The sequence below is a fragment of the Pseudomonas saxonica genome, assembly GCF_007858365.1.
GTDB classification, from domain to species: Bacteria; Pseudomonadota; Gammaproteobacteria; order Pseudomonadales; family Pseudomonadaceae; genus Aquipseudomonas; species Aquipseudomonas saxonica.
The window spans coordinates 134,664-160,301 of record NZ_VFIO01000003.1; the positions used below are offsets into that span (position 1 = coordinate 134,664).

The 25,638-nt window shown below is 56.3% G+C and carries 21 protein-coding genes; 17 read left to right on the plus strand and 4 right to left on the minus strand.

Annotated elements, in window-relative coordinates:
• Positions 1-590: 590 nt before the first annotated feature.
• The 5 genes from FJD38_RS10340 to FJD38_RS10360 all read left to right on the plus strand — a co-directional run bounded on the left by FJD38_RS10340 (position 591) and on the right by FJD38_RS10360 (position 6,080).
• Entirely contained in the window at positions 591-1,109 is a 519-nt protein-coding gene (locus FJD38_RS10340; RefSeq protein WP_122781922.1) for an RNA polymerase sigma factor, read from the plus strand.
• A gap of 51 nt (positions 1,110-1,160) precedes the next feature.
• Complete coding sequence (locus FJD38_RS10345) at positions 1,161-2,114, plus strand: FecR family protein (RefSeq protein WP_425281167.1); 954 nt, start codon at positions 1,161-1,163, stop codon at positions 2,112-2,114.
• 130 nt (positions 2,115-2,244) lie between these two features.
• Positions 2,245-4,842 carry a TonB-dependent receptor gene (locus FJD38_RS10350; protein WP_146385227.1) on the plus strand — a complete coding sequence of 866 codons (2,598 nt, stop codon included), beginning with the start codon at positions 2,245-2,247 and terminating at the stop codon, positions 4,840-4,842.
• A 113-nt stretch (positions 4,843-4,955) separates the two neighbouring features.
• The gene (locus FJD38_RS10355; protein ID WP_122781920.1) at positions 4,956-5,564 is read left to right on the plus strand and encodes a biliverdin-producing heme oxygenase; all 609 of its coding nucleotides are present in this window, start codon (positions 4,956-4,958) and stop codon (positions 5,562-5,564) included.
• Positions 5,565-5,621: 57 nt separating this feature from the next.
• Positions 5,622-6,080 carry a YbaN family protein gene (locus tag FJD38_RS10360; RefSeq protein WP_146385229.1) on the plus strand — a complete coding sequence of 153 codons (459 nt, stop codon included), beginning with the start codon at positions 5,622-5,624 and terminating at the stop codon, positions 6,078-6,080.
• A 55-nt stretch (positions 6,081-6,135) separates the two neighbouring features.
• Here FJD38_RS10360 and arcD (FJD38_RS10365) read toward each other — a convergent pair whose 3' ends face one another.
• A complete protein-coding gene (arcD, locus tag FJD38_RS10365) occupies positions 6,136-7,563 on the minus strand; it encodes an arginine-ornithine antiporter (RefSeq protein WP_146385231.1) in 1,428 nt (475 codons plus the stop codon).
• 453 nt (positions 7,564-8,016) lie between these two features.
• Between arcD (FJD38_RS10365) and arcD (FJD38_RS10370) the strand changes: the two genes are divergently transcribed.
• From arcD (FJD38_RS10370) to FJD38_RS10425, 12 genes are all read left to right on the plus strand, one after another.
• Positions 8,017-9,444, plus strand: a complete 1,428-nt coding sequence (arcD, locus tag FJD38_RS10370) for an arginine-ornithine antiporter (protein ID WP_122781917.1) — start codon at positions 8,017-8,019, stop codon at positions 9,442-9,444.
• A gap of 34 nt (positions 9,445-9,478) precedes the next feature.
• Complete coding sequence (gene arcA, locus FJD38_RS10375) at positions 9,479-10,735, plus strand: arginine deiminase (RefSeq protein WP_122781916.1); 1,257 nt, start codon at positions 9,479-9,481, stop codon at positions 10,733-10,735.
• Positions 10,736-10,816: 81 nt separating this feature from the next.
• The gene (locus tag FJD38_RS10380) at positions 10,817-11,827 is read left to right on the plus strand and encodes an ornithine carbamoyltransferase (protein ID WP_122781915.1); all 1,011 of its coding nucleotides are present in this window, start codon (positions 10,817-10,819) and stop codon (positions 11,825-11,827) included.
• A 68-nt stretch (positions 11,828-11,895) separates the two neighbouring features.
• The gene (arcC, locus tag FJD38_RS10385) at positions 11,896-12,825 is read left to right on the plus strand and encodes a carbamate kinase (protein WP_122781914.1); all 930 of its coding nucleotides are present in this window, start codon (positions 11,896-11,898) and stop codon (positions 12,823-12,825) included.
• Positions 12,826-12,882: 57 nt separating this feature from the next.
• A complete protein-coding gene (locus FJD38_RS10390; protein ID WP_122781913.1) occupies positions 12,883-13,242 on the plus strand; it encodes a DUF5064 family protein in 360 nt (119 codons plus the stop codon).
• Positions 13,243-13,495: 253 nt separating this feature from the next.
• Complete coding sequence (locus FJD38_RS10395; protein WP_122781912.1) at positions 13,496-15,004, plus strand: sigma-54-dependent transcriptional regulator; 1,509 nt, start codon at positions 13,496-13,498, stop codon at positions 15,002-15,004.
• Between the two features lie 283 nt (positions 15,005-15,287).
• Positions 15,288-15,671, plus strand: coding sequence for a glycine cleavage system protein GcvH (gene gcvH, locus FJD38_RS10400; protein ID WP_122781911.1), 384 nt, complete (start codon positions 15,288-15,290; stop codon positions 15,669-15,671).
• Positions 15,672-15,680: 9 nt separating this feature from the next.
• Positions 15,681-18,539 carry an aminomethyl-transferring glycine dehydrogenase gene (gene gcvP / locus FJD38_RS10405; RefSeq protein WP_146385233.1) on the plus strand — a complete coding sequence of 953 codons (2,859 nt, stop codon included), beginning with the start codon at positions 15,681-15,683 and terminating at the stop codon, positions 18,537-18,539.
• Between the two features lie 150 nt (positions 18,540-18,689).
• On the plus strand, positions 18,690-20,066 hold the full coding sequence (locus tag FJD38_RS10410; RefSeq protein WP_146385235.1) for an L-serine ammonia-lyase: 1,377 nt from the start codon (positions 18,690-18,692) through the stop codon (positions 20,064-20,066).
• A gap of 17 nt (positions 20,067-20,083) precedes the next feature.
• Positions 20,084-21,208 (plus strand): glycine cleavage system aminomethyltransferase GcvT, encoded by a 1,125-nt coding sequence (gene gcvT / locus FJD38_RS10415; protein WP_146385237.1) that lies wholly within the window; start codon positions 20,084-20,086, stop codon positions 21,206-21,208.
• Between the two features lie 373 nt (positions 21,209-21,581).
• The gene (locus FJD38_RS10420; protein ID WP_122781907.1) at positions 21,582-21,794 is read left to right on the plus strand and encodes a cold-shock protein; all 213 of its coding nucleotides are present in this window, start codon (positions 21,582-21,584) and stop codon (positions 21,792-21,794) included.
• A 95-nt stretch (positions 21,795-21,889) separates the two neighbouring features.
• A complete protein-coding gene (locus FJD38_RS10425; protein WP_122781906.1) occupies positions 21,890-22,378 on the plus strand; it encodes an RDD family protein in 489 nt (162 codons plus the stop codon).
• 86 nt (positions 22,379-22,464) lie between these two features.
• On the opposite strand, the gene FJD38_RS10430 is transcribed toward FJD38_RS10425, so the two are convergent.
• From FJD38_RS10430 to FJD38_RS10440, 3 genes are all read right to left on the minus strand, one after another.
• Positions 22,465-23,892, minus strand: coding sequence for a DegQ family serine endoprotease (locus FJD38_RS10430; RefSeq protein WP_122781927.1), 1,428 nt, complete (start codon positions 23,890-23,892; stop codon positions 22,465-22,467).
• A 172-nt stretch (positions 23,893-24,064) separates the two neighbouring features.
• Positions 24,065-25,027: a MucB/RseB C-terminal domain-containing protein gene (locus tag FJD38_RS10435; RefSeq protein ID WP_146385239.1), complete on the minus strand. Its 963-nt coding sequence runs from the start codon at positions 25,025-25,027 to the stop codon at positions 24,065-24,067.
• Positions 25,028-25,035: 8 nt separating this feature from the next.
• Complete coding sequence (locus FJD38_RS10440; RefSeq protein WP_122781904.1) at positions 25,036-25,626, minus strand: sigma-E factor negative regulatory protein; 591 nt, start codon at positions 25,624-25,626, stop codon at positions 25,036-25,038.
• Positions 25,627-25,638 lie beyond the last annotated feature (12 nt).

Consider the following 25,638-nt stretch of genomic DNA (forward strand, 5'->3'; position numbering starts at 1 on the left):
CCGACACTCGGCTGTTTGACAAAAGTGCCTCGCCGTATGGGCGAAACCTTTATTCCAGTTAAAAGCATGAAATGGATATGTACTCGAAGCTTTTAATTGGCCTGCGTACATATCCATTGGGTGTATTAAGACGTTCTACGGGTTACGCCCTTACGGCGTGTCACTTTGCAAAAGCCGAGTGTCGGACCATGACAAAGTAACCAAAACGCTTCCGCCCCCGCGTACGGCCCTCGCTTCGCTCAGGTGTCCCTCACTCCGGTCCCGCTCCGTGGGCACGCTGCGACGGGCCATCCTTGGCCCGATCGCAGCTCTCCCGGCATCCATGCCGGTCGACCCACTCCGCGAAACCTCCATTCGGCCTCCCGAAGGGGCGGCAGATCAAGATCAAAAACCAGATCACAAGCAGATCACAAGCAGATCACAAGCAGATCACAAGCAGATCCCAAGCAGATCAAAACACCGCTGGCGATACCCTGTCGCTCCTCATCAGTCACTGCACCCTCTGTATTCCCCCTCTTTGCAAAACATTACTTGACCAACACCATAGATGATAAGCATTATCATTCGCTCAAAACCGGTCGGGTAGTTCTGTGAGTCAGTCCCACTTCAATCAAGTCTTCCTTACTCAGCGGGAAAGTTTGCTGCGCACGTTACAGCGGATGGTGAACAACCACAGTACCGCCGAGGACTTGTTGCAAGAGACTTACTTGCGCGTCGCCCGCGCCCTTAATGACCGCACCGTTGAGCACCTTGAGCCTTTTGTCTTCCAGACTGCCCGCAACCTGGCGCTCGACCATCTGCGGGCTCGCCGCATTCAATCGCGCACTGTCGTCGAAGATGTGCCAACGGAGATTATTGAAGGGGTCGCTTCCCCCCTAAGCACGCCCGAAGAAGCCCATCAAGCCGCGCAATTACTGGAGCGTTTGAGTGTGAGCCTGAGCCAGTTAACGGCGCGCCAACAACGGATTTTCATCCTTAGCCGCCTGCATGGTTGCAGTTATCAAGAAATCGCCGAAGAACTGAATGTTTCCTTGAGCACCGTTCAAAAAGAACTCAAATTGATCATGGCGATCTGTATCGGGGTAGCCGACAGACTCAATCGGCCTTAATCTGCACAGCCGATTCTTGTAAGAAAGTTCTGAGACTGCCAAGGAACACCCGTGACGGATATACAAAAATCTGCTCAAGACGTGCTGCGCGACAGCGCCATGGATCAGGCTCTGGACTGGCTGATTACCCTTGAGTGCGCGAGCGAAGAGCAAAAAGTCGCTTTTGATGCCTGGCTCAATGCTGATTCGTCACATGCTCAAGCCTTCGCCAAAGCCAGCGCTATCTGGAACGGACAACCTGTTTTGGCGGCCGCTCAAACCCTGCACGCTCGGCCCACGCCAAGCCGGTTACGGCGCATCAGCCGTCACTGGAAACACGTCGCCGCAGCTGCCGTGCTGGTATTGACGGTGGGCACTTACAGCAATGTGCCCATGCGCCTACAAGCCGATCATTTGACCGTGATCGGTGAGCGTCAGCGCCTGCAACTCGAAGACGGCTCCAAAGTCCTGCTGAACACCAATTCTGCATTTTCCAGCAAAGTCGTTAATGCACAGGCCAGCGCGCGGCTGTTGCAGGGCGAGGCTTTTTTTGAAATTCCAGCCAACCTTGAATTTCCCTTGGTGCTCGACGCTGGCCCGGTTCGCGTCAGCGTGCGCGATACCGCTTTTGCCGTGCGCTACCTCAACGGTGAAGCGCAAGTACGGGTACAACGCGGTAATGTGGAATTACAGGTCAACAGCGTGGGCACACAAATGCGCCTGTCTGCGGGTAACAGTGTCAGCATTGGCCCCAACGGTTTCAGCAAGACCGCGAAGCTCAATCCGCAAACCGACCTGGCCTGGGTTCAGGGACGTTTAGTGTTTGAGAACTGCCCGATGGGTAAAGTGCTTGATGAAGTACGCCGTTATTACCCCGGCTGGATCATCAACAACAACGAAAAGCTCTCACAGGTCGCCGTAACCGGAAATTACCGGCTCGACCAGCCACTGGACATCATTCGTTCCCTGGCCAGCATCACTTCCAGCCGTGTTTCGGAATTTCCGGCACTGGTGATCCTCAATTAAAAATTAAACGATTAACTATTTTTTTACGCGATCGCCGTAGGTCATACGTCTCGTAGTAGTCAATGCAACTGATTCGCATTTTGAGTCAGCTTCGCAACTAATAAGATTCGTTCACCACGGAGCGCTATCAATGCCCACACGTTTCAACAGCCGGTCCAACTCCAACGCCCGCACAGGCGGGTTGCAGCAATACACGCTGTCGTTGTTGACCGTCGCCGTGCTTTTAGCCGGCGTACAAGCGGTTCCGGCCATCGCCGCAACCAATACGCCGCCTGCCAGCACCTCCGTGGGCAATTACAAGTTTGCAATTTCTCAACAGCCCCTCGCCTCCGCCCTGAATGACTTTACTGCCGTCACCGGCTGGCAGGTGGGACTACCCGCCGAACTGGCGCAGGATGTGTCCTCACCAGGTGTACACGGCTCGCTCTCCCCCGAAAAAGCGCTGGACCGTTTGCTCATTGGCACCAACCTGGGTTATCGCAAACTGAGCGCCAACAACATCGTGCTTGAAAAGCGCAGCGGCAACAGCGGCACGCTGGCCCTTCAACAAGTGACCATCAGCGCGACGCGTCAGGAACAGGACGTCAACTCGGTACCCAGCACAGTCACCGTGCATGATCGCCAAGAGCTCGACCGCGATAACGTCAATAACATCAAGGATCTGGTGCGCTATGAGCCAGGTGTGTCAGTAGGCGGTGCCGGTCAGCGCGGCGGTATCAGCAACTACAACATTCGAGGCATCGACGGCGACCGGATTCTGACCCAGATCGATGGCGTCGAAATTCCCAATTCGTTCTTCAATGGCCCCTATGCCAAGACTCAGCGTAACTACGTCGACCCGGAAATCATCAAGCGCGTTGAGATCCTGCGTGGCCCGGCTTCAGCGCTGTATGGCAGTAACGCCATTGGCGGCGCCGTCAGTTATTTCACCCTCGACCCGGATGACATCATCAAGCCAGGCAAGGATGTGGGCGCCCGCCTCAAGGCCGGCTACAGCTCGGCCGATCGCAGCTGGCTGAAATCCGGCACCGTGGCGGGCCGTTCTGGTGAGTTTGACGGTTTGCTGCACCTGAGCCAGCGCGAAGGTCACGAAACCGAATCCTACGGTGATCATGGCGGTACCGGTTTGTCCCGCACCGCTGCCAACCCGGAAGACATCAAAACCACGAACGTGCTGGCCAAGGCAGGCTGGAACTACAACGAAGACGACCGTCTGGGGTTTACCTACGAAAAGTACAAGGACCGCGTCTCGGTCAATGAAAAAAGCGCTGTCGGCGGGCCGTTCAACGCAGGCAAACCTCTTGGCATGTACCTTTCGCGCGAGGGTAAAGACACCATTAGCCGCGAACGCTTCGGGCTGGAAAACAGCATGGTGCTCGACACCGCGGTGGCTGATCACTTCAAGTGGAGCCTGAACTATCAGGTCGCTAAAACCGATCAGGACACGCTGGAGGATTATTTCCCTTACACCCGTCGCGTGATGCGCTCGCGCACTACCACCTACGAAGAAAAAATGTGGGTGCTCGACGCTCAGGCAGATAAGGCTTTCCACCTTGGCGACACCGATCATTTGTTGACCTACGGTGCCACCGTCAAACACCAGAAAGTCACCGGCTCACGCAGCGGCTCGGGCATATGCCTGGCTGTGGGTCGGGGTTGCACGGCGATAGGAGCCCCGAGCCCCAGTGACTATCTGGTCAAGTCCAGCGACTTCCCGGACCCGACCATCAACACCTACAGCCTGTTCGCGCAAGACCAAATCAGCTGGAACAACTGGACCTTCATGCCGAGCTTGCGCTACGACTACACCAAGCTCACTCCGCATATCACTCAGGAGTTCCTCAACACCGTTAACCCCCTCCAGAAAGACCCGGTGAGCGATGCCGACAAAGTCTGGCATCGTCTGTCGCCCAAGTTTGGCGTGACGTACGAGTTTAACGACAACTACACCTGGTACGGCCAATACGCCGAAGGCTTCCGCACGCCAACTGCCAAGGCGCTGTATGGCCGCTTTGAAAACCTTGAGGCGGGCTACTCCGTAGAACCGAACCCGAATCTTGAGCCGGAAAAAAGCAAAAGCTACGAGACTGGCCTGCGCGGTAAATTTGAGGCTGGCACCTTCGATCTGGCTATTTTCTACAACAAATACCGCGACTTCATAAACGAAGACGCTATCACCCCCGGTTACAGCGAACTTGCCTTCCAGAGCAACAACATCAAACACGCCACCATCAAGGGGGCTGAAGTCAAAGGCCGCCTGAACCTGGACGCGTTCGGTGCTCCTCAGGGTCTCTACACGCGGGGCTCGGTGGCCTATGCCCACGGCCGCAACAACGACACCGGTCAGCCGATCAACAGCGTCAACCCGCTGACAGCAGTCATGGGCCTGGGTTACGAGCAACAAAACTATGGGGCGCTGGTGAGCTGGACATTGGTGAAGCGCAAAGACCAGGTCGACGACAGCACCTTCTTCTCGCCAGATGGCACCAGCTCCCAATTCAAGTCGCCGGGCTATGGCGTCGTCGACCTGAGCGGTTACTACAAAGTGACCAAGGACGTCACCGTCAACGCGGGCCTGTACAACCTGACCGACAAGAAGTACTGGAACTGGGATGACGTGCGCGGCTATGACAGCGTCGGTGAAGCGGGCGTGCTGAACCCGGCCAACATGGACCGCCTGACGGCTCCAGGCCGTAACTTCTCGGTCAATCTGGTCTGGGACATCTAAGCCAGGGGCCTCATTGCGTAGACATTAACGCTACGCAGTGAGGATTTTTTACTGTGATGCGTCTTCTTGTTCGTCTAGTTACAAAGCGCATTTCATCCTCAAAGGATATTTTCATGACCACAACAGATTCAGCTCTGCGTCCATCCGAGCGTTCCAAGCGCCTGACCCTCGCTACCCGTGAAACTCACGACACGCTGGGCGAAAAAGTCATGGGGCGCGACCCGTTTGGCAGTCTCGAAAACTACATCCATTTCGCGACTGCGCAGTATCTGTTCCTGACTGAACTGGCGCCACTGCACACAGACCCACGACTGACCCAACACATTCCGAACCTGCCTGAGCGTTGCCGTGCGTCGCAGATCAAGGCTGATCTGAATGACCTGGGTGTCGACCTGCCTGCCCCGGTTCCGGGCGCTGTGAAAAACCCGAGCAAAGCGCAAGCGCTGGGCTGGGTATTTGTCTCAGAAGGCTCGAAACTGGGTGCCGGTGTATTGATCAAACAGGCGCGTCTGCTGGGCCTGAGCGAAACCCACGGAGCACGCCACATGGGCGAGCCCGCCGAAGGCCGTGGCCGCAACTGGAAGAGCTTCATCGAAATGCTCGACAGCATCGAACTCACGCCTGAGGAAGATGCCGAGCTGGAGCAAGCAGCCAACGATGCCTTCAGTCGTTTCACCTTCTTGCTGGAACAGACCTACGCGAAACAACCTGAACTGGCTTAAGCTAGCAACCCGGTTAGCCCTCGCTGACCGGGTGTACTTTTTATACGTCCTGAGCTTATGACCTGCCAAACCCGATCCTCGTCGAAAATCGCTCGTATCCTGTTCGGCTTGCTCGCTTATGTAAGTTTGGGCATTGGCCTGATCGCGATCGTGATTCCTGGCCTGCCGACCACCGAATTTATTTTGCTTGCCGCGTGGGCCGCGACCAAAAGCTCCCCGCGCCTGAGCGCATGGCTTGAAAATCACCGTTTGTTCGGCCCGATTCTGAGCAACTGGCGTAATGGCAAAATAATCCAGCGCAAAGCCAAAGTCAGCGCCACCCTCAGCATGCTGGTGTGCGCCGGGGTGATGCTGTACGTGCTTGATCACAACTGGCCGGTATTTCTGGCCATTGCGGGCATGAGTCTGGGTAATCTGTGGATCTGGTCGCGCCCCGAGCGTTTACCCACACCCGCTCCTGTAGCCGCTGCCGAAGGCTGCGATGGGCTGCGCAGCGGATCTCGCGATTCTGCCTGAGCCAAGGCCCGGCGGTTCTTATCGCAGCCTGCGGCAGCGACTACAGGGGGCAGCCCTACAACGTCAACGCGCCGCTGTACAACCCATAAGCCGCCACCAGCGCGGCCACCACCACCCCGGCAAAGATCACTTTTTCCCAATGTTTAAACAGCACCTGGCCTTGTTCATGCTTGGCCTTGGCAAAAAAGACGATCCCCGGCGCGTATAACAACGCGGACAGCAACAGGTATTTGGGCCCCGCTGCATACAACAGCCATACGGCATAAATCAGTGCCACCGCGCCCACCAGAAAATCCTTGATACGGCGACGACTCGCCCGCTCGTAGGTCTCACCGCGCACGCACAGCAGCACTGAATAGGCAGCCGACCACAAATACGGCACCAATATCATCGATGACGCCAGATAGATCAGCGTGGTGTAATTTCCGGCAGACACCAGTGTAATCAGCAGAAATACCTGAATCATCACGTTAGTCAGCCACAGGGCATTAACCGGCACACGATTGGCGTTTTCCTTTTTCAGGAACGCCGGCATGGTCTTGTCCTTGGCCGTGGCAAAGAGAATTTCAGCGCACAGCAGCGCCCAGGACAACAACGCCCCCAACAGCGAAATGGCCAACCCGATACTGATCAGGATCGCGCCCCACTCCCCCACCACATGCTTGAGTACTCCGGCCATCGAGGGGTTTTGCAATTTGGCGAGTTCAGGTTGAGTCATGATCCCCAGAGATAGCACGCTGACCATCACCAGCAATGCCAACACCCCGAGAAAACCGATCACCGTCGCCTTGCCCACGTCCGAACGCCTCTCGGCCCGCCCCGAGTAAACGCTGGCCCCCTCGATACCGATAAACACAAACACTGTGACGAGCATCATATTGCGCACTTGATCCATGACGCTGCCGAGCGCCGGGGTCTGTTCGCCCCAAAAATCCATCGTGAAGATATCGGCTTTGAAGGCGACCCCCGCCAGCACGATAAACATCACGATGGGCACCAGCTTGGCAATGGTGGTGAGCTGATTGATAAAGGCGGCCTCCTTAATGCCGCGCATCACCAAAAAATGCACCCCCCACAGCAGTAACGATGCACAGCCGATGGCCAGCGGGGTGTTGCCATGACCAAATGCCGGGATGAAAAACCCCAGGGTGCTGAACAGCAACACGAAGTAACCGACGTTACCCATCCAGGCACTGATCCAGTAACCCCAGGCGGATGAGAACCCCATGTAATCGCCAAACCCGGCCTTGGCGTAAGCGTAAACACCTGAATCCAGTTCCGGCTTGCGATTGGCCAGCGTCTGGAACACAAAGGCCAATGCGAGCATCCCCACCGCTGTAATCGCCCAACCGATCAGTACGGCACCACCAGCAGAGTGCTCGGCGATATTTTGCGGCAAGGAAAAGATACCGCCGCCAATCATTGAGCCGACCACCAATGCAATCAATGCATTGAGCCGAAGCTTCTGGGTCTGCTGATCCATCGACACCTCTGTGTTTAAGTTGATGTTTAATGTTTAGCAGGCTACAGGCGTTCACTGACTAAATATATGCGGGCCTGATTCGTTTAATACGCCGCGTAATAACCCCGATTTTTTAATCGCAAGATTATCTATTGAAACCTAAAAAACAATTCATATGTAGGCGGCTTTTTAGATTTTTTCGAAGCAGATGAAACATGAGCAGTGCATTTGCAAATCTGAAAATACTGTCTAGCTTCAATACCCACAACACCGCAGTTAAAAGCGCAACTGTCGCTACGAAAGCCTCTGAATCAGGCTTTCTCAGTGTGGTCGATAATAAACCGCGCTATCGATTGCCCCCTCTTCGCTCGACTGACAATGGAATGTCGTAATGCCCTGACCTAAGTCAACCGGCTTAAAAAACAACGGATTAATCTTTTAGACCTTATCTCTCCTGGATTGGAGTCACTACAAATGTCTGATACTCCTGGAAAACTTCGACTGGGTGCATTGGTTGCTCTGGTAGTCGGCTCAATGATTGGCGGCGGTATCTTTTCGCTGCCACAAAACATGGCAGCCAGTGCCGATGTCGGCGCCATTCTTATCGGCTGGGCGATCACCGCGGTCGGCATGTTGACGCTGGCTTTTGTGTTCCAGACCCTGGCCAATCGCAAACCCGATCTTGACGGCGGTGTGTACGCCTATGCCAAGGCCGGTTTTGGCGATTACATGGGTTTCTCATCTGCTTGGGGTTACTGGATCAGCGCATGGCTGGGTAACGTCGGCTACTTCGTGCTGCTGTTCAGCACCTTGGGCTACTTTTTCCCGATCTTCGGCGAAGGCAACACGCCGGCAGCCATTATCGGCGCGTCAATCCTGCTCTGGGCCGTGCACTTTCTGGTGCTACGCGGTATCAAGGAAGCAGCGTTCATCAACCTGTTGACCACGATTGCCAAAGTCGTGCCGCTGGTGCTGTTCATTCTGATCGCCTTCTTCGCCTTCAAACTGGACATCTTCACCAGCGACATCTGGGGCGTTAAAAACCCTGATCTGGGCAGTGTGATGAATCAGGTCCGCAACATGATGCTGGTAACGGTCTGGGTGTTTATCGGTATCGAAGGGGCGAGCATTTTCTCCTCTCGGGCAGAAAAACGCTCCGATGTGGGTAAAGCCACCGTCATCGGCTTCATCATCGTTCTGCTGTTGCTGGTGCTGGTGAACGTACTGTCCCTAGGCATCATGACTCAGCCTGAACTGGCCAAACTGCAGAACCCTTCGATGGCGGCCGTGCTTGAGCATGTGGTCGGTCACTGGGGCGCAGTGCTGATCAGTGTGGGCTTGATCATCTCGCTGCTGGGTGCGCTGCTGTCGTGGGTGCTGCTGTGCGCCGAAATCATGTTCGCGGCCGCTAAAGACCACACCATGCCGGCGTTCCTGAAGAAAGAAAACGCTAACCACGTGCCGGTCAACGCCCTGTGGCTGACCAACGCCATGGTTCAGCTGTTCCTGATCATCACGCTGTTCTCGGCCAGTACTTATCTGTCGCTTATCTACTTGGCGACTTCGATGATCCTGGTGCCATACCTGTGGTCTGCAGCCTACGGCTTCCTGCTGGCGGTGCGCGCAGAGACCTATGAGAACGCCCTGGCCGAACGCAAAAAAGACCTGATCATCGGCGGTATTGCGTTGATCTATGCCATCTGGCTGATCTATGCCGGTGGCCTGAAATACCTGCTGCTCTCGGCCTTGCTGTACGCACCAGGCGCCATCCTGTTCGCCAAGGCCAAGCGTGAAAGCGGTCAACCCGTTTTCACCAACATCGAAAAAGTTATTTTTGCCGCCGTCGTGATAGGTGCCCTCATAGCGGCCTATGGGCTCTACGACGGCTTCCTGACCCTGTAACACACCTGTTTATGTTCTTTGGAGGATGACTGTAATGACCACCGAAAAAGTGAAGTACGGCGTACATTCCGAAGCCGGCAAGCTGCGCAAAGTAATGGTCTGCTCCCCTGGGCTGGCACATCAGCGCCTGACGCCCAGCAACTGCGATGAACTGCTGTTTGATGACGTACTGTGGGTCAACCAGGCCAAGCGCGACCACTTCGATTTCGTGACCAAAATGCGTGATCGCGGTATCGACGTGCTGGAAATGCACAACCTGCTGACCGACATCGTTGCCATTCCAGAAGCGCTGGACTGGATTCTTGAGCACAAGGTAACGCCAAACCAAGTGGGTGTGGGCCTGGTCAACGAGGTCAAGTCCTGGCTTAAAAGTCTGGAGCCACGCAAAGCAGCTGAATACCTGATTGGTGGCGTGTCGGCTGATGATCTGCCCGACAGCTTTGGTGGCAAGACCATCCAGATGTTCCGCGACGTACTGGGCCACACCAGCTTTATCCTGCCGCCGCTGCCTAACACCCAGTTCACCCGTGACACCACCTGCTGGATTTATGGCGGCGTGACGTTGAACCCGATGTACTGGCCTGCCCGTCGTCAGGAAACCCTGCTGACCACGGCGATTTACAAGTTCCACCCTGAGTTCACCAACGCCGACTTCCAGATCTGGTACGGCGACCCGACTGTTGACCACGGCAACGCCAGCCTTGAAGGCGGAGACGTGATGCCAATCGGCAAAGGTGTGGTGCTGATCGGTATGGGCGAACGCACCTCGCGTCAGGCCATTGGCCAACTGGCGCAAAACCTGTTCCAAAACAAAGCGGTTGAACGCGTCATCGTCGCGGGCTTGCCAAAATCTCGCGCGGCGATGCACCTGGACACCGTGTTCAGCTTCTGCAACCACGACCTGGTCACCATTTTCCCTGAAGTCGTGAACCAGATCGTTGCGTTCTCCCTGTATCCGGACGAAAGCCGCAACGGCGGTATCGCAGTCGTCCAGGAAGAAGGCAGCTTCGTTGACGTGGTTGCCAAGGCACTGGGCCTGAAAAAACTTCGCGTGGTCGAAACCGGCGGTAACGCCTTCGCCGCCGAACGTGAGCAGTGGGACGACGGCAACAACGTGGTAGCACTGGAACCGGGTGTGGTCATCGGCTACGACCGCAACACCTACACCAACACCCTCTTGCGCAAAGCCGGTGTGGAAGTGATCACTATTAGTGCATCGGAACTGGGACGCGGCCGTGGCGGCGGTCACTGCATGACCTGCCCAATCATTCGCGACCCAATCGACTATTAATTAATTCATTTATTGATTGCTTGCGCCTGCCCTCACAAAGGGCTGGCGCAAGCCGGTTAACTTAAAACCAAGGAGATCACCATGGCGTTTAACATGAAAGGCCGCAGCTTGCTGAGTCTGATGCACCACACTCAACGTGAGCTGCACTTTTTGCTGGACCTGTCCCGCGACCTGAAGCGCGCCAAGTACACCGGCACGGAACAGCCACACCTCAAAGGCAAAAACATTGCCTTGATCTTCGAAAAAACCTCGACGCGTACCCGTTGCGCGTTTGAAGTTGCCGCCCACGATCAGGGCGCACACGTGACCTACATCGACCCGGTTTCTTCGCAAATCGGTCACAAAGAAAGCATGAAAGACACCGCCCGCGTTCTGGGCCGTATGTTTGATGCCATCGAATACCGCGGCTTTGAACAAGCCATCGTCGAAGAACTGGCCAAGTATGCCGGTGTACCGGTGTTCAACGGCCTGACCGCTGAATTCCACCCGACACAAATGATCGCTGACGTGCTGACCATGCGCGAACACAGCGACAAGCCACTGCATGACATCAGCTATGCGTACCTGGGCGATGCCCGAAACAACATGGGTAACTCGTTGCTGCTGATCGGCGCGAAATTGGGCATGGACGTGCGTATTGGCGCACCAAAAAGCCTGTGGCCTGAAGAGTCGTTTGTAAAAGAGTGCCAGGCATTCGCCAAAGAAAGCGGCGCACGCATCACCCTGACAGAAGACCCGAAAGCAGCGGTAAAAGGCGTCGACTTTATCCACACCGACGTGTGGGTATCGATGGGCGAACCGGTTGAAGCCTGGAACGAGCGCATCAAGTTGCTGCTGCCGTACCAAGTCAACTCGAACATCATCAAGGCGGCCGAAAACCCACGGGTTAAATTCATGCACTGCCTGCCTGCGTTCCACAACTGTGAAACCAAGGTCGGCAAAGATGTGGCAGAGCATCACCCGAACCTTAAAGACGGCATTGAAGTGACTGAGGAAGTGTTCGAATCCCCGATCAACATTGCCTTTGAACAAGCTGAAAACCGCATGCACACCATCAAAGCCATTCTGGTGGCAGCACTGGCTGATATCTAAGCCTCAGCGCAGGAGCGGGTCTGCCCGCTCCTGCTGTTCCAATTTGCCTTTCAATAAGGACATTATCTATGCGTATCGTCGTAGCACTGGGCGGTAACGCCCTACTGCGTCGCGGTCAGCCCATGACCGCTGAGAATCAACGCGAAAACATCCGCACCGCCGCCACACAAATCGCCCGCATTGTTCCCGGCAACGAACTGGTGGTGGCTCACGGCAATGGCCCGCAAGTGGGCCTGCTGTCCTTGCAGGCCGCTTCCTACAAAGAAGTCGCGCCGTATCCTCTGGATGTGCTGGGTGCTGAAACCGAAGGCATGATTGGCTACATGATCGAGCAGGAGCTGGGCAATGTATTGCCCAAGGAAGTGCCCTTCGCCACCTTGCTGACCCAGACCGAAGTCGATCCCAAAGATCCGGCCTTCCAAAAACCCACCAAGCCGATTGGTCCGGTGTACAGCGAAGAAGAAGCCAAGCGTCTGGCGGCCGAAAAAGGCTGGACCATTGCCCCGGACGGCGACAAATTCCGCCGTGTGGTGCCCAGCCCGAAACCCAAACATATTTTCGAAATTCGCCCGATCAAATGGCTGCTGGAAAAAGGCACCATCGTGATTTGTGCAGGGGGTGGCGGCATTCCGACCATGTACACCGAGGACGGCAAACTTCAGGGTATCGAAGCGGTCATCGACAAGGACCTGGCCTCGTCGCTGCTGGCTCAAGAGCTGAAAAGCGACCTGCTGGTAATCGCTACAGACGTCAACGCCGCGTTTATCGACTGGGGCAAACCCACACAAAAAGGCATCTCCCATGCCCACCCGGACGAGCTGGAAAAACTCGGCTTCGCGGCAGGTTCGATGGGGCCTAAAGTAGAAGCTGCCTGCGAATTTGCCCGTAAAACCGGCCATACCGCAGTCATTGGCGCACTGGCGGATATTGAAGCAATCGTTCAAGGTAAAGCAGGCACTCGGGTCAGCACCGAGAAGCCAGGCATCACCTACTTCTGAACCAGAGGGCGGGCCGCAGGGTCTGCCCTTTAACCCCATGCCTCAAGGAGTTCCTCTATGGCCTCGTTCGAACCCGGTCACTTGCACATCCATCGAGAGCCGTTGCAACCTGGCGATTTCGGGTACGACATCAAGATTGATTACAAGGTCGTGCAAGACCCCAAGGTTGGTAAAGCCATGCAATTCGACATGCACGGCCAAATCAAAGGCAAAGACTTTAAAGAGTCATTCACCCTGCCCAAGGATCTGGCCTTCAACTTTGCCCATGATGCCTTCCAGATTGCGGTGAAACACGGTATTCCAAAGACTGCAGACATCCGCGCGATGCACGGTTTCTACGACAAAATGTTTGCGGATGTGATGGCCCAGCTTAATCACAAGCCGGGTGACCCTATTGATCTCAGTCATCTCGACTGAACTGTTGGATGCTCGACTGCTCTGGTAGTCGCTGACGAGGAACCAAGGCTGTAATCGGCGGCAACGCCGTCGAACAACCGGATACCCGTGGCATTGCATGTTGCGACCGCTTCGCGCTCGATTGCAGCCTTCGCCAGCGACTACAAGTCAAGGCCTGTGCGGGTCAGCAGCACGTTAGTAACCGCCACATTTCACCTATCCCCCCCTCCAAGGCATACTGGCCAACCCTGCTGGCCAAAAGTAATCACCGTTCATGCGCATCCATGTCAGTTTTATCGACCGTGTCGGCATCACCCAGGAAGTCCTGGCCTTGCTCGGCGGCAGAAACCTTAATCTGGATGCCGTGGAAATGGTTCCGCCCAACGTTTACATCGACGCCCCGACCCTGAGTCAGCGGGTCCTCGATGAGTTGCGCGATGCGCTCTTCAACATCAAGGGCGTACAGGCTGTCACGGTGGTCGACATACTTCCGGGGCAACGCCGCCACCTGCAACTCGACGCGCTGCTGGCAGCCATGACCGACCCCGTGTTGGCGCTCGACAGTGACGGCCACGTGCTGCTGGCCAACCCTGCACTTGTGGCTCTTTACGGGCATGAGCCGACCGGTGAAAGTATCGGTGAACTGTTCAGCGACCCCGGCTTGCTTGATGTGTTGCTGAGCAACGGCTTTCGTCTTCCCCTGCGCGAAGTCACGCTCAATGGTCACCCGCTGATGCTCGACGCAACGCCGATCACCGATGCAGGCGCCTTGCTCACGCTGTACCAGCCCAGCCGTATTGGTGAGCGACTGGCGGCCCTGCATCACGATCATGCCGAAGGCTTTGACGCCCTGCTGGGCGACTCACCGGCTATCCGCACCCTCAAGGCCCGCGCTCAACGCGTGGCCGTGCTGGATGCACCGCTATTGATTCAGGGCGAAACCGGCACCGGCAAAGAACTGGTGGCCCGCGCCTGCCATGCCATCAGTGATCGTTTCAATGCACCCTTTCTGGCCTTGAACTGTGCAGCGCTGCCCGAGAACCTCGCCGAAAGCGAACTGTTCGGCTATGCCCCCGGTGCCTTTACCGGCGCCCAACGCGGGGGCAAACCGGGACTGATGGAATTGGCCAACCACGGCACAGTGTTTCTTGATGAAATCGCCGAAATGTCACCGTACCTGCAAGCCAAATTGCTGCGCTTCTTAAACGACGGCAGCTTTCGCCGGGTCGGTGGCGAGCGCGAGGTCAAGGTCAATGTACGCATCCTCAGCGCCACCCACCGCGACCTCGACAAAATGGTCAGCGAGGGCACCTTTCGCGAGGATCTGTTCTACCGGCTGAATGTACTCAACATCGCCGTACCGCCCCTGCGTGAGCGCGGTCAGGACATTCTGCTGCTGGCGCGTACGTTCATGCAGCAGGCCTGCACGCAAATACAGCGTCCGGTGTGCCGCCTTGCGCCAGGCACCTACCCGGCGTTGCTAAGCAACCCCTGGCCCGGCAACGTGCGGCAATTGCAGAATGTCATCTTCCGCGCCGCCGCCATCTGCGAAAGCACGCTGGTCGACATTGGTGACCTGGACATCGCCGGAACCTCCGTTGCACGCCAAAGTGACGGCGAAATTGAAACCCTCGAAGGCGCTGTAGAAGCCTTCGAAAAAGCCTTGCTGACAACACTTTATGTCAGCTACCCCTCGACTCGGCAATTGGCCAGCCGCCTGCAAACATCGCACACCGCCATTGCGCACCGACTGCGCAAGTACGGCATCCCCGGCAAGTCTTGAGGTGCAACTGTATCGTTTTCGCTCCAGTGGAGCGATTTCGATACACTCGGTTACAAGCTCAACAGTGCAAGGCTTTGATCCGCATAGATTTTTTTCCAACCCGGTATCTGTAGCGATTTCGCTACAGCCGACTCACCAGCCAAGCCTCTAAAAATTAATTAAGCCATTGATAAATAACGATATTTTCAAATTGGCAACCATCTTGCATTCATCTCCTCAATAAGCTCGACCTGCGCGAGCATTAACTGTGACCACCAGACGTGTCTGGCCCTGAGGAGTTTGCATGAGCGAATTGCGTTTTACTGAAGACCACGAATGGCTGCGCGCCGAAGCTGACGGCAGCATCACCGTAGGCATTACTGCATTTGCGCAAAACGCTCTGGGCGATGTGGTGTTTGTGCAACTCCCTGAGTTGCAGGTCTACGACAAGGGCGCAGAAGCCGCCACGGTCGAGTCGGTAAAAGCGGCCAGCGGTGTTTACATGCCCCTGGACGGCAAAGTGCTCGAAGTGAACCCGGCACTGGATGACAGCCCTGAACTGGTTAACGAAGACCCGCTGGGTGAAGGCTGGTTCTTCCGCTTCCAGCCCACCGATGCCAGCGCCGTCAGCAAACTGCTGGATCAAGATGCGTATGACCGCCTGATCAAAGCCAACGCCCAAGCCTGAGGAGCCGTCATGACCATCAATCTCAGCACTGCCAACGAATTTATCGCTCGCCACATTGGCCCGCGTCACGCCGATGAGCAGGCGATGCTCGCCACCCTCGGTTTTGACTCTCTGGAAGCGCTCAGCGCCAGCGTCATCCCGGACAGCATCAAGGGCACCAGCGTGCTCGACCTGCCCGCTGGCCAGAGCGAAGCCGATGCCCTGGCCTCGATCAAAGCCATAGCGACGAAAAACCAACTGTGTAAAACCTATATCGGCCAAGGCTATTACAACTGCCACACGCCCTCGCCGATCCTGCGCAACCTGCTGGAAAACCCGGCCTGGTACACCGCCTACACGCCGTATCAACCAGAAATATCCCAAGGCCGACTCGAAGCCCTGCTCAACTTCCAAACGTTGATCAGCGACCTCAGCGGCTTGCCTATCGCCAATGCCTCGTTGCTTGATGAAGCCACCGCGGCTGCCGAAGCGATGACCTTCTGCAAACGTCTGAGCAAGAACAAAACCAGCCATCAGTTCTTTGCTTCCAGCCACTGCCACCCGCAAACCCTCGACGTGCTGCGCACGCGGGCCGAGCCATTGGGCATTGAAGTGGTCGTTGCGGATGAACGTGAACTGAGTGACGTATCGACCTTCTTCGGCGCGCTGCTGCAATACCCCGCGAGCAACGGCGATGTATTCGATTACCGCGAGTTGGTAGAGCGCTTTCACGCCGCCAATGCACTGGTTGCCGTTGCGGCAGACCTGCTGGCATTGACCCTGTTGACGCCGCCGGGAGAGTTCGGCGCGGACGTGGCCATCGGCAGCGCTCAGCGTTTTGGTGTACCACTGGGCTTTGGTGGCCCGCATGCGGCCTACTTCGCAACCCGCGACGCGTTCAAGCGCGACATGCCGGGACGTCTGGTCGGTGTGTCGGTTGACCGTCATGGCAAGCCGGCGCTGCGTTTGGCGATGCAAACCCGCGAGCAACATATCCGCCGTGAAAAGGCCACGAGTAACATCTGCACCGCACAAGTGCTGCTGGCCAATATCGCCAGCATGTACGCCGTGTATCACGGCCCGGCGGGCCTGACCCAAATCGCTCAGCGCACTCACCAACTGACTGCCATTCTGGCCAAAGGCCTGATCGATTTGGGCCTGAAAGTCGAGACAGCGAACTTCTTCGACACCCTGACGCTCAACACTGGCGCAAATACCGCCGCGCTGCACGCCAAAGCCCTGACACAGAACATCAACCTGCGCGTTATCAGCGATCAGCGTCTTGGCCTGTCACTGGATGAAACCAGCAGCGAATCCGATGTGATTGCCCTGTGGGGCTTGTTCGCCGCCGATGGCCAGGCCCTGCCTGACTTCGACGCACTGGCGGCTAGCGTAGTTGGCACCTTGCCAGCAGCGCTGATGCGTCAGTCACCGATCCTCAGCCACCCGGTATTTAACCGCTATCACTCCGAAACCGAGCTGATGCGCTACCTGCGTCGTTTGGCTGACAAGGACCTGGCACTGGATCGCACAATGATTCCGCTGGGTTCGTGCACCATGAAACTCAATGCTGCCAGCGAAATGATCCCGGTGACCTGGGCCGAGTTTGGCAACCTGCACCCATTTGCGCCTGCTGAACAAAGCCTGGGCTACCAGCAGCTGACCACTGAACTGGAAGCCATGCTCTGCGCGGCCACTGGGTATGACGCCATTTCACTGCAACCGAACGCCGGTTCTCAGGGCGAATACGCGGGCCTGCTGGCGATTCGAGCCTATCACCAGAGCCGTGGCGATGAGCGCCGCGACATCTGCCTGATTCCGTCTTCGGCCCACGGCACCAATCCGGCCACCGCCAACATGGCCGGCATGCGGGTCGTAGTCACCGCGTGTGACGCACGCGGCAACGTCGACATTGAAGACCTGCGCGCCAAAGCCCTTGAGCATCGTGATCATCTCGCAGCGCTGATGATCACCTACCCGTCCACCCACGGCGTGTTCGAAGAAGGCATCCGCGAAATCTGCGGCATCATTCATGACAACGGCGGTCAGGTGTACATCGACGGCGCCAACATGAACGCAATGGTCGGTTTGTGCGCGCCGGGCAAGTTCGGCGGTGATGTGTCCCACCTCAATCTGCACAAAACCTTCTGCATTCCCCACGGCGGTGGTGGCCCGGGTGTTGGCCCGATTGGCGTCAAATCGCACCTGACTCCCTTCCTGCCGGGGCATGGCACGATGGAACGCAAAGAGGGTGCAGTCTGCGCAGCGCCTTTTGGCAGCGCGAGCATTTTGCCGATCACCTGGATGTACATCCGCATGATGGGCGGCGAAGGCCTCAAGCGTGCATCGCAACTGGCCATCCTCAACGCCAACTACATTGCCCGCCGCCTTGAAGAGCACTACCCGGTGCTGTACTCGGGCAGCAATGGCCTGGTGGCGCACGAATGCATTCTGGACCTGCGCCCGCTCAAGGACAGCAGCGGCATCAGTGTCGACGACGTGGCCAAGCGCCTCATCGACTTTGGCTTCCACGCCCCGACCATGTCGTTCCCGGTGGCCGGTACGCTGATGATTGAGCCAACCGAAAGTGAATCCAAAGAAGAACTGGATCGCTTCTGCGAAGCGATGATCCGCATCCGCGACGAGATTCGCGCGGTCGAAAACGGCACGCTGGACAAAGACGACAACCCGCTGAAAAACGCTCCGCACACCGCAGCTGAAATGGTTGGCGAATGGACTCATCCGTACAGCCGCGAGCAGGCTGTGTACCCGGTAGCGTCCTTGATCGAAGGTAAATACTGGCCGCCGGTTGGCCGGGTCGACAACGTCTTCGGCGATCGCAATCTGGTCTGTGCCTGCCCGTCGATCGAAAGCTACCAAGAGGCATAAGCACCCCGTAGCCGCTGTCGCAGGCTGCGATAAGGACTGAAGGGCCTTCGCTTGCACGTTTAGAAGCGGGGGCCAGCTTCGCAGTCCATCGCAGCCTGCGGCAGCGGCTACACCTTTTCACCTGTCCCTAATAAGAAACCGGAGAACCCTATGTCGTTAAGCGTGTTCGACCTGTTCAAGATTGGCATCGGCCCTTCCAGCTCCCATACCGTCGGCCCCATGCGCGCAGCCGCGCGCTTTGTCGAAGGGTTGCGCCGCGATGAGCTACTGCCAAATACCGCCTGCGTAAAAGTGGAGCTGTATGGCTCACTGGGCGCTACCGGCAAAGGTCATGGCAGCGACAAAGCCATATTGCTGGGCCTGGAGGGCGAACACCCGGACACCGTTAACACTGACACCGTGGCCGAACGTCTGGCCACGATCCGCAGCAGCGGGCGCTTGAACCTGCTGGGCGAACACCCCATCGATTTCAATGAAAAGTCGCATCTGGCGATGATTCGCAAACCCCTGCCCTATCACCCTAACGGGATGATTTTCCGCGCTCTGGACGCCGCCGGCATTCAAATTCGCAGCCGCGAATATTACTCCATAGGCGGTGGCTTCGTAGTCGATGAAGGCGCGGCGGGCGCTGATCGCATCGTCGAGGACAGCACCGAGCTGAAGTACCCGTTCAAGACCGCTAAAGACCTGCTGCGCCATTGCGTCACCCACGGTCTGTCGATCAGTCAGGTGATGATGGCCAATGAAAGCGCATGGCGCCCGGAAGCCGAAACTCGCAGGGGTCTGCTCAACATTTGGCAAGTCATGCAGGACTGCGTCAGCGCAGGCTGTCGCAACGAAGGCATTTTGCCCGGAGGCTTGAAGGTCAAACGACGGGCCGCCGCCCTGCACCGTCAATTGTGCAGTAACCCCGAAGCCGCGTTGCGCGATGCGCTTTCGGTGCTCGACTGGGTGAACCTGTATGCACTGGCGGTCAATGAAGAAAACGCCAACGGCGGGCGCGTAGTGACTGCCCCCACTAACGGCGCGGCCGGGATCATTCCCGCTGTGTTGCATTACTACATGCGCTTTATTGGCGGTGCCAATGAAGACGGCGTGGTGCGCTTTATGCTCACGGCCGCTGCCATTGGCATTTTATACAAGGAAAACGCCTCGATCTCAGGGGCCGAAGTTGGCTGCCAAGGCGAGGTTGGGGTGGCTTGCTCGATGGCTGCCGGGGCCTTGTGTGAAGTGCTGGGCGGAAGCGTTCAGCAAGTTGAAAACGCAGCCGAGATCGGCATGGAGCACAACCTTGGCCTGACATGCGACCCGATTGGCGGATTAGTGCAAGTGCCCTGCATTGAGCGTAACGCCATGGGTTCGGTCAAGGCCATCAACGCCGTGCGCATGGCTTTGCGAGGCGACGGTCAGCACTTTGTGTCATTGGACAAAGTGATCCGCACCATGCGCCAGACGGGCGCCGACATGAAAAGCAAATACAAAGAGACCGCTCGCGGCGGTCTGGCTGTCAACATTATTGAGTGCTGATTTTCAAGGAGTCTCGAATGTCCACCGAACAACTGCTTAAAACCCCTCTGCACACACTGCACATTGAGCTCGGCGCCCGCATGGTGCCCTTTGCCGGTTATGACATGCCCGTGCAATACCCACTGGGTGTAATGAAAGAGCATCAACACACCCGTGAGCATGCCGGGCTGTTTGACGTATCGCACATGGGTCAAATTCGCCTGACCGGTGCTAATGCTGCCCAGGCCCTGGAAGCTCTGGTGCCGGTGGACATTATCGACTTGCCAGTGGGCATGCAGCGCTATGCCATGTTTACCAACGAAAAAGGCGGCATTCTGGACGACTTGATGGTTGCCAACCTGGGTGATGATCAACTGTTTCTAGTGGTCAACGCGGCGTGCAAAGAACAGGATCTGGCGCATCTGCGCAAACACTTGAGCGCCTATTGCACGATCGAACCGTTGTTCGAAGAGCGCGCTCTGCTTGCCCTGCAGGGCCCGCAGGCTGTGACTGTGCTGGAACGGCTGGCGCCTGAAGTGGCCCGCATGACCTTTATGCAATTTGCCCCGGTCACGCTGCAAGGTGTGCCGTGTTATGTCAGCCGCTCAGGGTATACCGGCGAAGACGGCTTTGAAATTTCCGTCCCGGCCGAACACGCTGAAGCGCTTGCTCGCCGCCTGCTGGCAGAGCCCGAGGTTCAGGCGATAGGTCTGGGAGCCCGGGATTCGCTGCGCCTGGAGGCCGGGCTGTGCCTGTATGGGCACGATATGAATCAAGGAACCACGCCGATTGAAGCAAGCTTGCTGTGGGCGATTTCAAAGGCGCGCCGTAGCGATGGCACGCGTGCCGGAGGTTTCCCGGGCGCAGAACAGATTTTCACCCAACAGCAACAGGGCGTGACGCGCAAACGCGTGGGTTTGCTGCCACAAGAACGCACCCCGGTACGTGAAGGTGCAGAGATTGTCGATGCTAACGGTACGTCTATCGGCACGGTCTGTAGCGGCGGCTTTGGCCCTACGCTGGGTGCGCCTTTGGCGATGGGTTATGTGAACACCGCGTTTACCCCATTGGACTCCGAAGTCTGGGCCATCGTGCGGGGTAAACGAGTGCCGATGAAAGTGGCGAAAATGCCGTTTGTGCCGCAGCGCTATTACAGAGGTTAAACGCGGCCTTAACAGTTGCAGGCCCTGCACAAGTGCCTGCAACTGCGATATATCAATATCGGATAACGATAGTAAAAAATTGACTTAAAACATTCATTCAATTGAACACGACTATTAATATGTTCTGTTTATTAAACAGGACTCAACCATAACAAACAGAACTCACTGCACTTCGATTAGAGGGTTGTTTTTTTAATTTCATTTTCGTAGAGTTTGCTTACTGTGTTTGCATGGGTCGCTGGAACCGTGACCTGGGCAGTAGCTTCATTGTTTGCTACAACCCGCTCTACGTCTCTTACTTCCTGCAACCCAGCACCGATCCTCTTCCACGCGAAGAGGCTGCCATCAATTGTTAGTGTCAAGGAATTAAGAAATGTCCCAACGTCAAAGCGGTACCGTCAAGTGGTTCAACGACGAGAAAGGTTTTGGTTTTATCACCCCTGAAAACGGTCCCGATTTGTTTGTGCACTTTCGAGCCATTCAGGGCAATGGTTTCAAAAGCCTGAAAGAAGGTCAGAAAGTTACCTTCATCTCGGTTCAGGGCCAAAAAGGCCTGCAAGCTGACGAAGTGCAAGCCGAAGGTTAATTTTCTGCTGCACAAAAGCCTCTGATACTGATATCAGAGGCTTTTTTATGGGCGCAATTTTGTAAGATTGATTTTTACCTTACAGAGAGCCTGCCATGTCAAATCCACCGCTTAGCCCCCAAGGCGAGTTTCCTGCCGTCGGTCTGGGGCGTCGCTTGGCAGCCATCTTCTATGACTCTTTGCTGTGTACGGCCTTGCTGATCGTCACCACCTTTATTTATAAGCTGGTCATGATGGGCTTTATCGGCGAAGCCAAAATGCGGGCACTGTCAGAATCCGGTGCCTTGGATGGCGACCCGTTGCTCTCTACGATTTTATTTTTTGTTCTGTTCGCTTTCTTCGCCAAGTTCTGGACTCACTCAGGGCAAACCCTGGGCATGCAGGTGTGGGGCGTGCGGGTTCAGAATGCCGACGGCACCGCCATTAGCCTGTGGCAAGCTTTGCTGCGGTTTATCGTATCGATTGGCTCATGGCTGTGTTTAGGGCTGGGGTTTTTCTGGTCGCTGTTTGACAGACAAAAGCGCACTTGGCATGACCTGTATTCCAGCACTCAGTTGGTGCGCATTCCCAAGCCGAAAAAATAGAGCACACAAAAAAGCCCGCATCTCTCGATACGGGCTTTTATTTGCGCAGCCTAAGGCATCCGATAAGGGTTACGCATGAGCATCAACTATTCGGCCAGCTTGAAGGTAATAAAGCTGGCACGTCCCTGACGCAGAACCCGCATCGACACCGAACGATTCTTCGGCAATGCCTTGGCAATGTCAGCGAACTCCTTGGCATTGTTGATTGCCTGGTTGTTCAAATGAGTGATCACATCGCCCGGTTGCAGACCGATCAAGGCCGCTGGACCGTCCTGAACATCCTTGATGATGACGCCGCCCTTGATGTCGTTAGCTTTCTTCTGCTCTTCGCTCAAGTCCGCCACAGACACGCCCAGACGGTTGCTGCTTTGCTCGGCGCCGGTGACAGCGTTCATTTCCTTGCCTTCGTCGGGGATAGCACCCACGGTCAGGTCCAGGGTTTTGCGCTTGCCGTCACGGACAACTTCCAGGCTTGCTTTGCTGCCCGCCTTGAGTGCACCGACCAGATGCGGCAGGTCAGCAGACATAATGATTGGCTGACCATTCATGCTTAGAATCACGTCACCCACTTGCAGACCACCTTTAGCGGCAGGGCCGTCCTCAAGCACCTGAGCCACCAGCGCACCGGCTGGTTTTTCCAGACCGAACGACTCGGCCAGATCCTTGTTGACCTCTTGAATGACCACGCCCAACCAGCCACGGCTAACCTTGCCACCGGCCTTCAGCTGGTTGGCAACATCCATCGCGACGTCGATAGGAATCGCGAAAGACACCCCCATAAACCCACCGGAACGGGTGTAGATTTGCGAGTTGATGCCGACCACTTCGCCCGCCAGATTGAATAGAGGCCCGCCCGAGTTCCCCGGATTGATTGGCACATCTGTCTGGATAAATGGCACGTAGCTTTCATTCGGCAAGCTGCGATTGATTGCACTGATAATCCCTTGGGTCACCGTGTGGTCAAAACCGAACGGAGATCCGATCGCCACCACCCATTGACCCGCCTTGAGGTCCAGAGATTTGCCCAGTTTCAAGACAGGCAAATTTTTGCCATCGATTTTCAATAAGGCCACATCGGAGCGCGGATCGGTGCCGATAACCTTGGCTTTCATTTCACTGCGATCGGACAGGCGCACGATGATTTCATCGGCATCGGCCACCACATGGTTGTTGGTCAGAATGTAACCATCTGGCGAGATGATAAAACCTGACCCCAACGACTGAGCCTCACGCTGTCGTCCGCCCTGCCCGCCTCGCGGTTGCGGGATGCTGCGCTCAAAGAAATCACGGAGACCTGGTGGCAGACCTTCCAGGTCAGGCATTTGGCCCATGCTGGAAATTCGACGATCCGGCAATTTTTGCGTAGTACTGATGTTCACCACTGCCGGCGAGGCTTGCTCGACCAGCTGCGTGAAGTCAGGTAGCTGTGCTTCAGCAAAGGCTGGCACTGCCTGCCCGAGCATCAGTACGGCTGCAAAAATGGGTAAATAAGATTTCAATCGAGGCATCGATATACAGCTCCCGTTATTAGCAGCAAAGTTAAGCGGCAGGCACCAAAAACCAAGGTCAAAGCATAGACCGTTTTTCAGGCCCCGAAAAACAAACAAGGCCAAAGCCCTTCAGGACTCTGACCTTCATAATAAGAGAATGGCAAACTGAAATTGTCACCTGCCATGTCTGAACCGCCTAGGGCTTACCCTGAGGCGTGACAACACCTGAGCGCATTGACAACGCGATCCGCTCAGCGGTGCCCATCGGAATTTCACCTACCACAGTCGCCATCATATCGCCGTCCGGGCTGGTCAGGTGACGTGAAACAGCAACAGTGGGACCCAGTTGCAAGCGGCTGTCGGGAACCGCAGCGCCAAGCAACGGCTCAAGAAAGACCGAGAAGCGGGTCAAGCCATCGTCATACAGAAGGTTAGTGACTTCTGACTTAGTCTGGGGATCACGTGTAACAGCACTTGCGACCAGTTCAAAGCCGGGCGGCAGCCAGTCCGAGTGCCAAACCTGGGATGATTTTGGCGCAGACGCTGAGGTGTTTGATGCAACCACTGGAAGGCATCGCGCTGTAGGCTTTAATTGACTCTCGCTGGGCGCAGCAGGATCAAACGTGATGAACTGAAAGCGTTCCAGCAACTGACCTTTGTCATTAAGCAGCAAGGACTTGAGGGTCACACCGGTTTCGCTGTCCAGATAAAGTTCGAACCCATAGCGATGCTGATCGCGCGGGGTCAAGGTAATCACTTCAACCGGCCGACCGGCAACCCGTGAGTCTCCCGTCTTGGCCACTGAATACCAGTTGATCAATTTTTGCGCATCAAACTTGCGCGGCGCGGCAACGCTGACTTTGCCTAGTCCGGAAATCGTCTTGCCACCGACACAATCGGTGCGTCCGTCACTGCGAACTACCTCCTGAGTAGCGCCATCCAATTGCATCAACCGTTCCCGCGTATTGCCATCCAGCACGCTGTGCCAAATGCCATGGGTAGAAAAACTACCATTACGCTCGTAAACGAAAGTGCCTTGATAGCTTTGCAGCTGCTCAGCCTGCCCAAGACGTTTAAGCCAGTCCTGGGCATCATTCGCCTGAGCAGGTACGGCAAACCAGCCGCTGAGCAGAAGAGGTAACAGAGGTAGAACGCGCATCATGTTCCTTAACGGTTATCCAGGCTTGCAGCACGTGCATAAGGCAGAGGACTTTCGGTGTCCTTCATCGCGGCCTGCTGAGCGTGCTGACGCAGATAACCCGGCAGACGCTGATCTTGCCAACCCGGCTGACCTTGCAGCACACCATTGGCCATCGGGCCCGTGCCCTGATCGGCGCTCTCACTGTAGTTGGCCAATACTGCCGGGCCTTTAACAGTCGGCGTAATCACGCTTTGCGGGCTGCCTTGCTGAGCAAGTTGAGCACCGACGATGTCGTCCTGGTTGTACAGGCGTACACCCGCCAACACGGCCACTGTGACCGAAGCAGCGACGGCCAGACGGCCAATGCTGCGCCACGGACCACGTACAACCTTGGCAGGGGTTTGCTCTTCAGCCAAAGCGGCCGAAACGGCTGATGCGATGTCCAGACGCGGAATTAGCAGGTCCTTGTGCATCACAGCACGGGCCACTTGGTAACGAGACCAGGTATCACGTGTTTGTGTATCGTCAAAGGCATTCAATACCCGACGTAGTTCCAGTTCGTCCGCTTCGTTATCCATCACCGCGGACAGCGATTCCTGCAGGGCTTCACGACTCATTGCGGTTCCTCT

Excerpts from the sequence above, each read along its gene's own strand:
- FJD38_RS10350 (WP_146385227.1), top strand. The coding sequence starts at position 2,245 with ATGCCCACACGTTTCAACAGCCGGTCCAACTCCAACGCCCGCACAGGC.
- FJD38_RS10355 (WP_122781920.1), top strand. The coding sequence starts at position 4,956 with ATGACCACAACAGATTCAGCTCTGCGTCCATCCGAGCGTTCCAAGCGC.
- FJD38_RS10360 (WP_146385229.1), top strand. The coding sequence starts at position 5,622 with ATGACCTGCCAAACCCGATCCTCGTCGAAAATCGCTCGTATCCTGTTC.
- arcD (WP_146385231.1), bottom strand. The coding sequence starts at position 7,563 with ATGGATCAGCAGACCCAGAAGCTTCGGCTCAATGCATTGATTGCATTG.
- arcD (WP_122781917.1), top strand. The coding sequence starts at position 8,017 with ATGTCTGATACTCCTGGAAAACTTCGACTGGGTGCATTGGTTGCTCTG.
- arcA (WP_122781916.1), top strand. The coding sequence starts at position 9,479 with ATGACCACCGAAAAAGTGAAGTACGGCGTACATTCCGAAGCCGGCAAG.
- FJD38_RS10380 (WP_122781915.1), top strand. The coding sequence starts at position 10,817 with ATGGCGTTTAACATGAAAGGCCGCAGCTTGCTGAGTCTGATGCACCAC.
- arcC (WP_122781914.1), top strand. The coding sequence starts at position 11,896 with ATGCGTATCGTCGTAGCACTGGGCGGTAACGCCCTACTGCGTCGCGGT.
- FJD38_RS10390 (WP_122781913.1), top strand. The coding sequence starts at position 12,883 with ATGGCCTCGTTCGAACCCGGTCACTTGCACATCCATCGAGAGCCGTTG.
- FJD38_RS10395 (WP_122781912.1), top strand. The coding sequence starts at position 13,496 with ATGCGCATCCATGTCAGTTTTATCGACCGTGTCGGCATCACCCAGGAA.
- gcvH (WP_122781911.1), top strand. The coding sequence starts at position 15,288 with ATGAGCGAATTGCGTTTTACTGAAGACCACGAATGGCTGCGCGCCGAA.
- gcvP (WP_146385233.1), top strand. The coding sequence starts at position 15,681 with ATGACCATCAATCTCAGCACTGCCAACGAATTTATCGCTCGCCACATT.
- FJD38_RS10410 (WP_146385235.1), top strand. The coding sequence starts at position 18,690 with ATGTCGTTAAGCGTGTTCGACCTGTTCAAGATTGGCATCGGCCCTTCC.
- gcvT (WP_146385237.1), top strand. The coding sequence starts at position 20,084 with ATGTCCACCGAACAACTGCTTAAAACCCCTCTGCACACACTGCACATT.
- FJD38_RS10420 (WP_122781907.1), top strand. The coding sequence starts at position 21,582 with ATGTCCCAACGTCAAAGCGGTACCGTCAAGTGGTTCAACGACGAGAAA.
- FJD38_RS10425 (WP_122781906.1), top strand. The coding sequence starts at position 21,890 with ATGTCAAATCCACCGCTTAGCCCCCAAGGCGAGTTTCCTGCCGTCGGT.
- FJD38_RS10435 (WP_146385239.1), bottom strand. The coding sequence starts at position 25,027 with ATGCGCGTTCTACCTCTGTTACCTCTTCTGCTCAGCGGCTGGTTTGCC.
- FJD38_RS10440 (WP_122781904.1), bottom strand. The coding sequence starts at position 25,626 with ATGAGTCGTGAAGCCCTGCAGGAATCGCTGTCCGCGGTGATGGATAAC.